The organism is Flavobacterium hercynium, from assembly GCF_002217285.1.
Classification (GTDB): domain Bacteria; phylum Bacteroidota; class Bacteroidia; order Flavobacteriales; family Flavobacteriaceae; genus Flavobacterium; species Flavobacterium hercynium.
In genome coordinates this window covers 33,657-48,908 of sequence record NZ_MUGW01000071.1, presented here as the reverse complement: position 1 = coordinate 48,908, position 15,252 = coordinate 33,657, and the positions used below count along the sequence as shown (strand labels likewise).

Annotated in this window: 12 protein-coding genes and 2 tRNA genes; 11 read left to right on the top strand and 3 right to left on the bottom strand. The window is 32.9% G+C overall.

Annotation, left to right across the window (positions count from 1 at the left end; genetic code table 11):
- Positions 1–136 precede the first annotated feature (136 nt).
- The 3 genes from B0A66_RS21575 to rseP all read right to left on the bottom strand — a co-directional run bounded on the left by B0A66_RS21575 (position 137) and on the right by rseP (position 1,749).
- Positions 137–210 (bottom strand) — tRNA-Asn (locus B0A66_RS21575).
- 38 nt (positions 211–248) lie between these two features.
- Positions 249–322 (bottom strand) — tRNA-Asn (locus tag B0A66_RS21570).
- 83 nt (positions 323–405) lie between these two features.
- Entirely contained in the window at positions 406–1,749 is a 1,344-nt protein-coding gene (rseP, locus tag B0A66_RS21565) for an RIP metalloprotease RseP (protein ID WP_089051912.1), read from the bottom strand.
- 570 nt (positions 1,750–2,319) lie between these two features.
- Here rseP and B0A66_RS21560 point away from each other — a divergent pair.
- From B0A66_RS21560 to B0A66_RS21515, 11 genes are all read left to right on the top strand, one after another.
- Positions 2,320–2,622, top strand: a complete 303-nt coding sequence (locus B0A66_RS21560; protein WP_244283572.1) for a hypothetical protein — start codon at positions 2,320–2,322, stop codon at positions 2,620–2,622.
- Positions 2,623–2,688: 66 nt separating this feature from the next.
- Positions 2,689–2,877 (top strand): hypothetical protein, encoded by a 189-nt coding sequence (locus tag B0A66_RS21555; RefSeq protein WP_089051911.1) that lies wholly within the window; start codon positions 2,689–2,691, stop codon positions 2,875–2,877.
- Between the two features lie 214 nt (positions 2,878–3,091).
- Complete coding sequence (locus tag B0A66_RS22770; protein WP_123868282.1) at positions 3,092–3,214, top strand: class IIb bacteriocin, lactobin A/cerein 7B family; 123 nt, start codon at positions 3,092–3,094, stop codon at positions 3,212–3,214.
- A 264-nt stretch (positions 3,215–3,478) separates the two neighbouring features.
- On the top strand, positions 3,479–4,621 hold the full coding sequence (locus B0A66_RS21550) for an HlyD family secretion protein (RefSeq protein ID WP_089051910.1): 1,143 nt from the start codon (positions 3,479–3,481) through the stop codon (positions 4,619–4,621).
- Position 4,622: 1 nt separating this feature from the next.
- Positions 4,623–6,773, top strand: a complete 2,151-nt coding sequence (locus tag B0A66_RS21545; RefSeq protein WP_089051915.1) for a peptidase domain-containing ABC transporter — start codon at positions 4,623–4,625, stop codon at positions 6,771–6,773.
- A gap of 348 nt (positions 6,774–7,121) precedes the next feature.
- Positions 7,122–7,811, top strand: a complete 690-nt coding sequence (locus B0A66_RS21540) for a hypothetical protein (RefSeq protein ID WP_123868281.1) — start codon at positions 7,122–7,124, stop codon at positions 7,809–7,811.
- Positions 7,805–8,440 (top strand): ATP-binding cassette domain-containing protein, encoded by a 636-nt coding sequence (locus tag B0A66_RS21535; RefSeq protein WP_089051908.1) that lies wholly within the window; start codon positions 7,805–7,807, stop codon positions 8,438–8,440. The genes B0A66_RS21540 and B0A66_RS21535 overlap by 7 nt, the downstream gene beginning before the upstream one ends.
- Positions 8,441–8,580: 140 nt before the next feature.
- Entirely contained in the window at positions 8,581–9,654 is a 1,074-nt protein-coding gene (locus tag B0A66_RS21530) for an NADH:flavin oxidoreductase/NADH oxidase (RefSeq protein ID WP_089051914.1), read from the top strand.
- A gap of 146 nt (positions 9,655–9,800) precedes the next feature.
- Positions 9,801–10,841, top strand: coding sequence for a Gfo/Idh/MocA family oxidoreductase (locus B0A66_RS21525; protein ID WP_089051907.1), 1,041 nt, complete (start codon positions 9,801–9,803; stop codon positions 10,839–10,841).
- Positions 10,842–11,061: 220 nt separating this feature from the next.
- Positions 11,062–12,285, top strand: coding sequence for an MFS transporter (locus tag B0A66_RS21520; protein ID WP_089051906.1), 1,224 nt, complete (start codon positions 11,062–11,064; stop codon positions 12,283–12,285).
- A 126-nt stretch (positions 12,286–12,411) separates the two neighbouring features.
- Complete coding sequence (locus tag B0A66_RS21515) at positions 12,412–15,249, top strand: carboxypeptidase-like regulatory domain-containing protein (protein WP_089051905.1); 2,838 nt, start codon at positions 12,412–12,414, stop codon at positions 15,247–15,249.
- Positions 15,250–15,252: the final 3 nt, after the last annotated feature.

The following is a 15,252-nucleotide window of genomic DNA, read 5'->3' as shown; positions in this document are numbered from 1 at the left end:
CAGGTTTTTGTATTGATCCCATTTCTGCTGTTTATAGTCTCGAAATAAACAATGTAAACAAAGCATATAAATACGTTTCTATAAAAATACGGCAAAAAAAAATACCACTTACAATTTGCAAGTGGTATTTAATAAGCTCCCCCTCTTGGGCTCGAACCAAGGACCCTCTGATTAACAGTCAGATGCTCTAACCAACTGAGCTAAGGAGGAATCACCTTAAAGGTAAATATGTTTGCTAAAAAAAGTTGCTCCCCCTCTTGGGCTCGAACCAAGGACCCTCTGATTAACAGTCAGATGCTCTAACCAACTGAGCTAAGGAGGAAGTTGTTGCTCTTTTTAGCGAGTGCAAATATAATCGAATTTTTAGTTTCTCAAAAATATTTTGACACTTTTTATTAGTTTTTTTTATCTGCCCACAATTGCCTTATAGATATCGTTACCATTAGCAAACAAAAGCAATGTTATAAGTAATACGAAACCAACCATTTGTGCGTTTTCAAGGAATTTATCGCTCGGTTTACGGCCACTAATAATTTCGTATAATAAAAACATTACATGTCCACCATCAAGAGCCGGAATTGGCAATAAATTCATTACTCCAAGCATAATCGACAATAAAGCGGTAATAGACCAGAAGATTTCCCAGCTCCAAGTGTTAGGGAAAATGTTAAAAATCGCTGCAAATCCACCTACTTGTTTGTATGCTTTTGTTTCTGGATTAAAAATCATTTTTAATTGTTTTCCGTAACCTACTAATTGGTCTTTACCTTTTGTTAGTCCAACCGGAATAGATTCAAAGAAACTGTATTCTTTAGTACTGATTTTATAGTATCCTAATTTCTCTAAAGATTCCATACCTAAGCTACCAACACCAATACCTAATTTTCCGTCTTTAGAAATGTTTACAGCAACCGGAGTTTCTTTTAGATCACGTAACACTACAGCAGGAACTGTTTTTCCTTTGTTAGCCTCTAAAATAACTTTCGCTTCGTCATAATATTTTACTTTCTGACCATTTATACTTAAAATTAAATCTTTTGCCTTTAATTCTTTATTTGGTGAGTCTTCCATCACTTTACCAACGGCAAACGGCATTCTGATTCCAATCAGAGTTCCTTTTTCATGTTTTGATAATTGGTCAACAAAATCGTTAGGAATAGTAACGCTTACTTCTTGTCCGTTTCTTTCCAGCAAAACTTGTTTCGCCATGATGATTTTCATGTTCAGATCATTGTCGAAATTTTCAACTTTCTGTCCGTCAATCGAGATTAGTTTGTCTCCGGTTTTAAAACCCGCTTTTAGCATTACAGGATTTTCGATGTAAACACCATCTTTTAAATCTGCATTAGCAACATAGGTATCACCGTAAGCAAATGCCATTCCTATATAAATAATAAAAGCCAGGATAAAGTTTACCGTTACACCACCTAACATAATGATTAAACGCTGCCAAGCCGGTTTAGAACGAAACTCCCAAGGTTGTGGCGCTTGTGCCATTTGTTCCTTGTCCATACTTTCGTCGATCATTCCCGAAATTTTTACGTAACCTCCTAATGGCAACCATCCGATTCCGTATTCAGTTTCGCCGATTTTCTTTTTTAGTAAAGAGTATTTAACATCAAAAAATAAGTAGAATTTTTCGACTCTTGTTTTAAACAATTTAGCAGGAATAAAATGTCCTAATTCGTGAAGAATAATAAGTAAAGATAAACTCAATAGAAATTGAGAGAGTTTGATAACTATATCCATTTTGTATTTTTAGTTCGTAAATTAACGCACAAAAGTAACGTTTCTATTTTAATTTGTTAGTGCAAGATAATACATAAGGTTTTAAATGTTTGTTAATAAATACTTCTTACCTGCAATAAAATTGAATCGGTTCTTTTTTTCGTGAAAATTTGCAGTAAACGATTTTCTGCATCGCTAAAAAAGGATTGGTAAGCGTACTGTAAAACAAAGCGCATAAAAAATCCAAAAATGACAGTTCTAACACTAAACTTATGGAGTTAGACTGAACTCTTCCAAATTTGTTACAATAAGTAAAATTTGGATAAATCTTGTAGTGAGAAGTTTTTTATAAAACGTTAATTATTGATTTTCAGTATTTTAATTTTTTTAAAAATCTCCAAAAATCATAATGTTAAAAGTCTTATTATGATAATGTTTGACGTTATAAAGGTCTTAATTTGAAATTTGAAACTAATCGAAGTAATTGTTGAGAAACTTAAAGTTATTTTGAATCGGTTTTCAAATATAAGTTTTTTTTGATAAATGATGTTAGATTTTAATTTACAATACGTTATGAATTTTATTAAGCAGATGGAGAGGATCAATACAATACATCAATTGATTAGTGCAGAGAGAACAGGTTCACCAACCACTTTTGCAAAAAAAATCGGATTAAGCAGAAGCCAGCTTTACAATATGCTGGATTTCATTAAGGAACTCGATGCACCAGTACGGTACTGTAAAAAAAGAGAGAGCTTTTATTATGAATCATCATATGAATTAATACTCAACTACTCTCTAAAAACAATTACATGTGATGAATTAAAAGAAATTTATGGGGGCTTTCATTTGCGTCCAATTTTATTAGACGGAGCGATGGTAAATTTGCAGTAACAAAAAAGTTCTCGAGACAATGATTTTGTTAAAACACATTAATTCACCATTTAAAAAATTGAAACCATGAATTTAGAAAATTTACAATTAACAGAATTAAGCATTAACGAAGCAAGAGAAATCGATGGAGGTGGAGTACAAATTGGATATCCAGTGCCTTATTATCCAGCACCTTCTTACGACTTATTATTATTGTTGTTGTTATTAAGTGGAGCAGGCAGCTGTTACAATCCTTGTCCTTGCCCGAAAAAGTAACATTAGTTATAAAAGGTAGAGTATTTTTTTAAGGGATCGTTAAGATCCCTTAATTGTATATCAGCTTTATATAAAATGAAAATAAAATTGTTGCAGTTTTTATAGCGTCCAATTTTATTGGACGGAACTATTATAAGTTTGTACTGACAAAATAAAAATTCTCGAGAAAATGATTTTGTTAGAATATAATATTAACTATTTAAAAATTGAAACCATGAATTTAGAAAAATTAAACGTAACAGAATTAAGTGTTAAAGAAGCAAAAGAAACTGATGGAGGATTCCTTTTTCTTTTAATTGGATATATATACCTAAAGTACAAGGTTATTAAGAAATAAGTTATTTCCTTGAATGAGGTAGAGTATTTTTTAAGGGATCTTCAAGGTCCCTTAATTATATTAAATTTTTATAGAATATGAAAATTAAAACATACTTCATCCTGTTTCTTTTATTGGCTATTCTTCTCTCATTGAGTATTTACATTTTTACTAGAGGAATTGTCTTCGGTGAAAATTTAGCACACTAAAATAAGTTTACATGCTTTTTAATAAAACTTTATATAGAATAAACTTTACTTCTTAAAAACAAATTCACCTTAATAAATGAATTTTAGCTCAGATCCAATAAACACGCTTGAAAATCTAGTTGTTAAAAACAAAACAAAAAGCTTTTCGATCTATTTAATCATAATACTTGCTATTATAGTCTTTTTAATATTGCTGCCTGTCGTAAAAATTGATATCAGCAGTCAGAGTCGCGGTATTATACGTAGTAAAGTAGAAAATGTTCCTGTTTCGACAGTAATAAGCGGAAGGGTTACCTGGATCGCTTTAAAGAATAATGCGTTTGTACAAAAAGGAGATACACTCTTAAAAATCGCTACTGAAAATCTCGACAGTGATAAAAAAACGCAAGATGAATTATCCGGTTCAGTATCTTTATTACTTACTGATATTACTAATTTGTTGCAAAATAAAGTAAATCACTTAGCAACTTCAACAGCAAGAGAAGATTTACTAAAGTTTCAGTCCGGTAAAAATGAATTGCAAAGCAAAGTTTCGCAAGCAGAGATAAATTACAGTCGTAATAAAATATTATACGAAAAAGACATTATTGCCAAAGCAGAGTTTGAAAAGCAAGAATACGAATTACGTTTAGCCAAACAGGCAATACAAAGTTTTATAAGCGGGCAAAAAGCAGCGTGGGAAAATCAGAAAAGAGATTTACAGGAACGTTTAAAAAATTTAGACGGAACGGTTGCCAAAATAAAAGCAGAATCGAACAATTATGTCGTTTTAGCACCTATTTCCGGTACAATAGAAAACTATTCCGGTATTCAGGAAGGCTCTTTTGTAAATGCTTCGCAGTCTATTGCAACAATTTCTTCGCCAGATCATCTTATTGTAGAGTGCACGGTTTCTCCAAATGATATTGGGCTTATTTCTAATGACCAAATTGTAAAATTTCAATTAGACGCTTTCAACTATAATCAATGGGGATTACTGGATGGAAAAGTAATCGATATTGATCGTAATGTGACGATGCAAAACGAAAAAGCTTTTTTTAAAGTAAGATGTGCTCTGAATTCAAAAACGTTACAATTAAAGTCTGGTTATAAAGCCAGCGTTTCTAAAGGTATGACCTTAACAACAAGATATTTAATAACACACAGAAGTTTATTCGATTTGTTATTTGACAAAATAGACGATTGGTTAAACCCAAAACAAATTGCAACTAAAAAATAAAATGGCTTCAATAAAAATAAAACAACATGATATTAAAGATTGTGGTGCTGCTTGTCTATCTTCTATCGGAAACCATTTCAAGGTTAATATTCCTGTAGCAAGAATTCGTCAATATGCCAATACAGATAAACGCGGTACAAACGTACTGGGAATTATCGAAGCTGCTGAAAAAATGGGCTTCATTGCAAAAGGAGTAAAAGGAGGTTTAGATTCTCTGGATAAAATTCCGCTCCCTGCCATTGCACACATTGTTACGAAAGAACAAATACAACATTATGTGGTGATTTATAAAGTTGATAAATCTAAAATCACGGTAATGGATCCTGCTTTTGGCAGAATGGAGACGTATACCTTAGAAAAGTTTCAGGAATTATGGTCGGGCGTATTGGTTCTTTTTGCACCAAATGACGATTTTAGAATAGTCGACGAAAAAACATCACCCTTAAAAAGATTCTGGAATTTAATTCAGCCTCATAAAACCATTTTACTTCAGGCTCTGGTAGGAGCGATATTGTTTACTGTATTAGGATTGGCAATGTCTATTTACATTCAAAAGATTACAGATTATGTTCTTGTTGATGGCAATATAAACCTGCTTAATTTACTGAGTATTTCTATGATCGTAATTATTTTGCTGCAAACTTTTATTTACGCCAAAAAAAGCGTCTTTGTCATGAAAACAGGACAGTTAATTGATGCTAAATTAATTTTGGGGTACTACAAACATTTATTGCATTTACCCCAACGTTTCTTCGATACAATGCAAATAGGGGAAATTACGTCAAGAATAAATGATGCCGTAAAAATTCGATCTTTTATAAATGAAGTTGCGATCGAAATGATTGTAAATATTTTTATAGTGTTTTTTTCATTCGTATTAATGTTTACTTATTATTGGAAACTGGCGTTAGTTATACTTCTTGTAATCCCGTTTTATGCTTTGATTTATTTTGGACTAAATAAATTCAATAAAAAATACGAACGAAAGATTATGGAAGATGGAGCGGAATTACAGACGCAATTAGTCGAAAGTATAACGCATATCAGAACCGTAAAAGAATTTGGTATTGAAGAATTTTCAAACTTAAAAACAGAAAATAAATTTGTAAAACTTTTATTTACAGGCTATAAATCGGGCTTAAGCGGTATTTTTGGAAATGCTTCTACACAGTTTTTAGCTTCTATTTTTACTGTAATTTTAATGTGGATAGGATCCGGTTATGTAATAGACAGAACAATTACACCAGGAGAATTGTTCTCGTTTTATTCCTTAATAAGTTATTTTACTTCGCCTGTTTCTTCTTTAATCGGGATGAATAAAACAGCGCAAAGTGCCTTAATTGCGGCTGATCGACTCTTCGAAATTATGGACTTAGAAAGAGAAGAAACAGAGAACAAAATCGAATTACAACCGGAAAATCTTGGAGATATAAAATTCGAAAATGTTTCTTTTTGTTATGGATCACGAGTTGAGGTATTTAAAAACTTTAATGCCATATTTAAAAAACATCAGACAACAGCAATTGTAGGAGAAAGTGGCAGTGGAAAAACAACGTTGATTTCGCTTCTTCAAAATTTATATCCAATTAAAGAAGGGAAAATTTTTATCGGAGAGTACGACACACAGTTTATCCATTATCAAAGTCTAAGAAAATTTGTTGGCGTGATTCCGCAGCAGCTTAATTTATTTTCAGGCAGTATTATAGAAAACATTGCATTAGGAGATTCTTTTCCTAATGTGCAACGCGTTTTGGACTTGTCAAAACAATTAGGCATTACAGAATTCGCAGAGAAATTACCAAATGGTTTTGAAACTCAAATAGGCGAAAACGGAACGATGCTTTCAGGTGGACAAAAACAGCGAGTTGCCGTTGCCAGAGCTTTGTATAAGGATCCGGAAATATTATTAATGGATGAAGCAACATCAGCCTTAGATACACATTCGGAGAAAGTGGTAAAAGATGTGATCGATAATTTTAAATCTCAGGGAAAAACAATAATTGTAATCGCACATAGATTAAGTACCATTGCCAATGCTGATATGATCTTGGTGATGAAAGACGGCAGTATTGTAGAATCAGGAAGTCATTTCGATTTATTAGAGCAAAGAGGCGAGTATTATAATTTGTGGAGTAAACAGAATCTTGTATAAAAAATTATGATTTTAGATAAATTAGATTTAGTTGAGTTGAATGCTCAGGAAATAGAAGGAGGATTTATACCGCTAATTCTTGTATCCTGCACCTGAAACTTATAACTGTAATTATTATATTTTTGTAAAAAAAATTTGATGACAATTTTGTATTATTTGTTTGTAATTCGATTTAGAAAATTAGTTGCTAAAGGTGATTATTTGGCAATGATTTTAATAATACTTCTCTATTTTGTCAGTGCAATTTTATTTTATAAAAATTATGAGTTTTTAGGTAGTTATGTTCCTTTACTTTTTCTTGACATACTAGTTTATCATTTACAAAGGTCAGATTTAGAACTTTTAAAAATGAAAAAGAACTACAAAGTCATACTATTTACAGAATACTTTATTTATTCATTTCCGTTTTATGTGGTGTTGTTATTAAAAAAAGAATTTGTTTTTATTATTGCAATTTGGATGGTGAAGTTGCTTCTAATTAATCTTTCAGGCTTTAATCTGAAAGTAATCAAATACCCATTCAACACATTCAATATTTATTGGCATATTTCGTTTAGAAAATATAGACTTATATATATGCTGCCTTTATTACTTGTTTTAGTTTTTATGGCAGAAAACAGTAAAAATCAGAACCTGTTGTATGCGGTTTTTTTAGGTTTGTGTATAATAGCATGTACTCCATCTTTTGAGCGGGAAAAAATAGAAGAAATAAAATACAATACTTTTAGTGCAGAAAAATATTTACTGTATCAGTTTAGAAATTCAGTTATTAATACTGCCTATTTGGTGTCTCCAATTCTAATACTATTGTGTTTTCTATACATGTGGGAGAAAATGTTGTTTATTGTTTTTATATTTATCATTCCTCTTTTAAATCTGATGTTTAGATATATTTATTTCAAAAATAATCTTTTACAGCAAATTCTATTCATCTTTTTTATTGCATCAAGTATACTGTTATTTGGAGTTCCATTATTAGCGGTACCTTTTATGTACAAAAAAGCCATTAAAACTATAAATGAATTAAAAACATGCTAAAATTAACCATTGAACAGAAAAAGTATAAAGACAAATTAGTTTTAGAAAACATCAATATTAATATTGATCAATTTGGAATTTATGGTGTTATTGGTAAAAACGGTCAGGGCAAAACCACGCTCTTTAAATGTATTTTGGATTTAGAGAAGTTTACCGGAAACTGCTCAGTTAATGGAGAGAAAACGGTACTTCAAAATGTGGGCTGGGTTCCAACAGAACCTTCAATTTATGAAGAACTTACTGCAGATGAATTTTATGATTTCTATGCTAACTTGCTTGATGTAAAAATAAATAAATCAGATCAAATATTTGAAATTCCGCACAATCAGTTAATACGGGAGTTTTCTACAGGGATGAAAAAGAAAACGTATCTCAATGCTGTTTTTCAAAAAGAATTTACAATTTATATTTTAGACGAACCCTTCAATGGACTTGATTTAGAAGCAAACTATCTATTAATGAATTATATTAGGGAACTCTCGAAAACTAGTATTATTTTTATTTCGTCGCACATTTTAGAAATTCTCTATAAAGACTGTGATAAAATTTTTCTGCTAAAAAATAAAAACCTTTTTGAGTTTGGTAAAAGTGAATTTTCAGAGATTGAGAAAGAATTATTTTTACAATAGAAGTGAGAGAGAGTTATTGATTTAAATGTTTGTTAATAATTAAACGTTTCGATTTTTCTTTTTACAAAGAAGCTTTAACTTTACTTTTCTAAATGCTATTGCACGCAATTGATAGCATAAATCATAAAAAGTTACACCTTATGGCTTCATTATTATTTTCTCCACTTACGATAAAAAAAATTACACTAAAAAACAGAATTGTTATTTCTCCTATGTGTCAATATTCTGCAAACGATGGATTTGCAAACGATTGGCATTTGGTTCATCTGGGGAGCCGTGCCAGCGGAGGAGTTGGTTTAATCATTCAGGAAGCAACAGCAGTTTCTCCGGAAGCCAGAATTTCTCCTGATGATTTAGGAATCTGGAAAGACGAACATATTGAAAAATTAAAAACCATCAACGAATTTATCGTTTCGCAAAACGTAGTTCCAGGAATTCAGTTAGCGCATGCAGGACGAAAAGCAAGCGTTTCATCGCCTTGGCTGGGAAACAAAAAATTAGATATTTCAAATATTGGCTGGCAAACTGTAGCGCCAAGTGCTATTCCGTATCATGAAAATGAACCGTATCTTCCGGAAGCATTAGATCAAAACGGAATTCAGAAAGTGATTTCAGATTTTAAAGCCGCAACAAGAAGAGCTGTCGAAGCAGGTTTTCAGGTTTTAGAAGTTCATGCAGCACACGGTTATTTGCTGCACCAGTTTTTATCACCACTTACAAATACGAGAACTGATGAATATGGAGGAAGTTTTGAAAACAGAATCCGTTTTACTTTAGAAATTCTGGATGCTGTTAAGTCAGAATGGCCTTCAGACTTACCTTTGTTTGTTCGAATTTCAGCAACAGATTGGGCAGAAGGAGGATGGAATCCAGAAGAATCAGTACAACTTTCGGCTATTTTAAAAGCAAAAGGAGTTGATTTAATCGATGTTTCGTCTGGGGGATTGGTATCACATCAAAAAATTGATTTAAAACCAAATTATCAGGTGCCTTTTGCAGCAAAAGTTAAAAAAGAAGCCTCAATTCTAACCGGTGCAGTAGGTTTAATTACCGAGGCACAACAAGCTGAAGCTATTTTGCAGAATCAAGAAGCGGATTTAGTTTTATTTGCCAGAGAATCACTTAGAAATCCGAATCTTCCGCTGGATTTTGCCAGAGAATTGAACGAAGATATTCAATGGCCAAAACAATACGAAAGAGCTAAAACGAGATAAATATAGGTGAATTAAAAAAACATAAGTTTTTTAATTTGTACCATTAAGAGATTAAGATAAATTAAGTTATACTGCTTAATAACCTTAATATCTTAATGGTTAGAAAAAATAAATGTTTGAACTTAATTGTAAAAATATCATACAAAATGCAAAAAATAAAAACAGCGTTATTATCATACGGAATGTCAGGAAAAGTTTTTCACGCTCCGTTTTTAGATATTCATTCAGGATTTGAATTATTAGGATCTTGGGAAAGAAGTAAAAAACTTATTCAGGTAGATTATCCAAACGTAAAAAGTTATGCAACGATTGAGGAATTATTGCAAGATGATGTTGATCTGGTAATTGTAAATACGCCGGTAGGAACACATTATGAATATGCCAAAAAGGTACTATTAGCAGGAAAACATGCTGTGGTTGAAAAAGCTTTTACAACAACCGTTGCAGAAGCAGAAGAGTTAGCAGCAATTGCAAAGGAAAAAGGATTAAAATTAGCCGTTTTTCAGAACAGAAGATGGGACAGTGATTTTAAAACAGTTCAAAAGATCATAAAAGACAGAGTTTTGGGCGATTTAGTCGAAGCTGAATTTCACTATGATAGGTATAATCCGTTATTGAGCGTAAAAGCACATAAAGAAACCGCAAATGATGGAGCGGGAATCGTCAAAGATCTTGGACCTCACTTAATCGATCAGGCAGTACATTTATTTGGATCGCCAAAATCTATTTTTGGAGATATCCGATACACCAGAGAAAACTCGCTTGTAGATGACTGGATGGATATATTGTTGATTTATGAAGATTTCAGAGTTCGCTTAAAAGCTGGTTTTTTTGTTCGCGAAGCCAATCCTGCTTACACCATTCATGGTAAAAAAGGATCGTTTCTTAAGCCACGTGGAGATGTTCAAGAAGATGAGCTTAAACTTGGAAATAAACCAAATCTGGAAGATTGGGGTACAGAGTTGGAAACATTGCAGGGACTTTTGCATACCGAAATCGACGGAAAGCAAATACGTGAAAAAGTACCAACTCTTCAGGGAAATTATTTTTCGTTTTTTGATGGTGTACATGATTCCATTGTCAATAACAAAACAGAACCCGTTACAGCACAAGATGGTGTAAAAGTCATGCAGATTATTGAAGCTGCCATTGCAAGTAATGCACAACGAACTGTAATTAATTTGTAGAAAAATATTAATCTGTTTTTAACACATAGAAATATAGTTTTACAAAAGAGAAAGCATTATTTCTATGTGTTAAAAAATAGAGGAACAGACTAAAATCCTTACTATTCTAATGACAATTTATAAACATATAACGTTATAAATTGAGAACAAATTAGATTCTATAGTCTATGAATTAGCTTTTTACTACTTTTATAATAGCAAACCCAAAATTGTACACACTTTGATCGATTTTAACCCATTATCACTTTTCCAAACCAAAGGAAAAATCAAGAAAGTATTTAGAGAAGCAAAAACCTCTTATTTAAATCGAATTCGCGTAGCTGTCGGTATGTTTTATTTTGGTATGGGTTTGAGTTTTGCAACATGGGCAAGCCGAATTCCGGATATTAAAACCGCTTTGCATTTAACAGAAGGAGATTTAGGATCGATACTCTTTGCATTGCCAATGGGGCAACTAATTGTAATGCCATTTTCAGGCAAAATGGTAACCAAATTTGGAAGTCACCGTATCTTGATTTTCTCTCTAATTATGTATGTATTGTGTTTAGCCAACTTAGGATTAGCTACTACCGCTTTGCAATTATCATTAGGATTGTTTTTGTTTGGTGTTTTTGGAAACTTAGCTAATATCGCAGTCAATACACAAGGTGTTTATACCGAAGTACTTTTTAGAAAAACCATAATGTCGTCTTTTCACGGGATGTGGAGTTTTGCCGGATTTACAGGTGCTCTCGTAGGATTGGGAATGCTTACATTGAATTTAAGCCCACTACATCACTTTTTGATTGTTGGAGCTGTCGTAATTCTTATGGTTGTTTTTAACTTTAAATTTTTGGTCAAAGCCAAAGAAAAAATCAAGAATAAAAGTACAGAAAAGAAAAAGCTTTTTGTAAAACCGGACAAATCATTGCTATGGCTTGGTGTAATTGGTTTTTGCAGCATGGCGAGCGAAGGCGTTATGTTTGACTGGAGCGGTGTTTATTTTAAAGATGTTGTACAAGCACCGGGACCTTTAGTAATTCTAGGTTATACATCTTTTATGATTATGATGGCAAGCGGACGATTTTTGGGCGACGGAATGATTAATAAATTTGGTCGCGAACGTGTTATGCAAATTAGCGGTGTTATGATCTCTACAGGATTATTTACAGCAGTATTTTTACCTTATATTATTCCGTGTACAATTGCTTTTATGATGGTTGGTTTAGGAGTTGCTTCTATTGTTCCAACCGTTTATAGTATGGCAGGAAAAAATCCAACAGTGCCACCGGGTGAAGCATTAACGATAGTTTCCAGCGTTAGTTTCCTTGGGTTTTTAATGGGGCCTCCGGTAATTGGACATATTGCGGAGAACTTCGGACTTCAGTTTTCATTTGCTTTTATTGGCATTTTTGGTGTTTTAATTGCCTTCATGGTCTCTAAAATCAGAACAACAGCGGAATAAAAACATAAAAAAAGTACGTTTTTGTATTTTTATTTTATCTTTGAAACCGAAGAAAACCATTTCCTGAAACCAATTTGATCTTTTGAATGAAATAATTAAAACTATTTCTCAAAAAATTGGTTCTTCATGAAAAAAAAGTACTTGATCTTTTTTATTTTATTGCGTTTTACTTTTGTGTTTGCTCAACAGGAAACAATCATTTCAGGAATTGTTGTTGATGCCAAAACGCAAAACCCTCTTGAAAATGTTGTAGTGAGTATTCAAAATACTGCCATAACACAACTCACATCATCGAAAGGAAACTTTACCCTGCATTTTGTAGTAGCAGGAGAACAATTGTTGCTTTTGCATAGTCAGGGTTACAAAGACATGCTTTTAAAACTAAATCCAAAGCCTGGGCAGTCGCTTGATCTCGGTATACTACAACTGGAAGATCGTTTTTTAGATGAGGTTGCTGCTAATTTAATTACGATATCCGAAAGTGATTTGTCAGATGATAATAGTTCTTCTGAAATGACTTCAGGACTTTTACAATCGTCAAAAGATGCTTTTATGCAAGCTTCCGCATTCAATTGGGGACAGGCAAAATTCAGAATTCGTGGTTTAGATAGTGAAAACGGAACCATGATGCTCAATGGCTTACTGATGAATAAAGTGTATGATGGACGACCGCAATGGAGCAATTGGGGAGGTTTAAATGATGTGTTGCGCAATCAGGAATTTTCTATGGGTGCCGCTGCTTCAAATTATACTTTTGGCGGCATTTTAGGAACGCAGCAAATTTTGACACAAGCTTCTACTTATCGAAAAGGAAGCAAAGTTTCGTTTTCAGCAAGTAATACAGCTTATAATTGGCGCGCTATTGCAACGTATGCTTCCGGAATGAATTCTTTAGGCTGGTCTTATGTGATTTCGGCAGGAAAAAGAATTGGAAATGAAGGTTTTTTTGAAGGAACTAATTTTGATGCCAACTCTTTTTTTATCGCTGTTGAAAAGAAACTAAATGAAAATCATACCCTAAATTTTACAGGATTCTATACGCCAAATTCCCGCGGTAAAAATTCACCTAATACCAATGAAATCAAAGAGTTTACAAATGTAAATTATAATTCGTATTGGGGATTTCAAAACGGTAAAAAGCGAAATGCAAGAGTAAAAAATGTTGAAGAACCTTTGCTAATGCTTAATCATTACTACAAAATAAATGAAATTGCCTCCTTAAATTCCGGAACAATGTATCAGTTTGGGAAAATAGGAAATAGTAATATTGATTATCAAAAAGCAGAAAGCCCCGATCCTGTTTACTATCGAAAACTTCCAAGTTATTTTAGCTCTCTTTACGAAAAAGACAAAGGTGAGTTTGCGGGAAATTTTGCTCCCGACTTCGAAAGCGCTCAAAAAACTGAAGCATTCTTTTTAGCCAACTCTCAAATTGACTGGGATGAAATGTATCGCACCAATCAAACACCAACTACAAATTCTAACGGACAAATTACAGCTTATCAACCGGCACAAAGTCATTATGTTTTATACGAAGACCGAACAGATGATAAAACCTTTGCTGTAAACACAAATTTGAATGTTGTTTTAACAGATAATATCGCTTTAGATAGCGGTATAACGTTTAGAACTTTAAAATCACATCAGTTTCAATACCTTTTAGATTTATTGGGTGGAGCGTATTTTGAAGATCGGGATGTATTTTATAGAGGAAATCAATCGCAATCGGATTTGCAGCATCCCAACAGACAAGTTAAAACAGGAGATATTTACGGCTATAATTTTAATTTTCTGTCAACTGCAACTGAGGCATTTACTCAGTTTAAATTTGATTATAAAAAGGTTCAGTTTTTTGTAGCAGAATCGTATTCACGAACCAATTATCAAAGAGAAGGATTGTACCAAAATGGAATTTATCCAAATAGTTCTCTTGGCAAAAGTGAGCTGGTAAAGTTTGAGAATTTTGGTTTCAAAGGCGGTTTTACCTTTAAAGTTTCAGGACAGCAATGGTTATTTTTTAACGGAATGTATCAAACAAGAGCACCAACCCTTCGAAATACTTTTTCTAATTCCCGTTTGAATAATACGATTGTCGATGGACTGGAAAATGAAAATTGTAGTACTGCAGATGTTAATTATGTTTTTCGTTCACCAAAACTTAAAATCAGAACTACAGCTTATTACGCGCTGATAAAAAATACTACCAGAACTTCCTTTTTCTATGCCGAAGGTATTTTTGACAGAGGCGCAAATTATGCCAGTACAGATGCTTTCGTTAGTCAGACCTTGACAAAGCTAGATAAGAAAAATGCAGGATTAGAACTTAGTTTCGAATATCAATTAACTTCCACCTTAAAAGCAACCTTTGCTGCTGCTTATGGCAATTACAATTACAGCAGCGATCCCAATGTTTCAATAACAAATGATGCAAATGCTGCGCGTGGTGATGCAAAATCGACTTTTGATTTTGGAAAATCCTATCTCCGGAATTACAAACAGCCTGGCATGCCACAACAAGCGTACTCATCTGGATTAGAATACAGAGATCCGAAATATTGGTGGCTGGCTGCTAATATTAATTATCTCACTGATAACTACATTGACGTATCTCCTATTGCAAGAACGGAGCAGTTCTATAGAAATCCGGTAAGTGGTCTTATTTTTCCCGAAGCAACAGAACAGCGTGCAGCAGCATTGCTGAAACAAGAAAAATTCGATGCTGTTTCATTACTCAATATTACAGGAGGGAAATCCTGGAGAACGAAAAGTAAATACATTGGTTTTTTCGCAAGTGTAAATAATGTATTTGATGTTACGTATAAAACAGGTGGTTTTGAACAAGCCCGAAATGCCAACTTTAGAGCACTTAATCAGGATATTTCAAGCGGAACTCCAGCTTTTGGTCCAAAGTATTTTTACGGATACGGAAGAACCTATTTCCTAAATCTAAACGTCAGTTTATAAAAT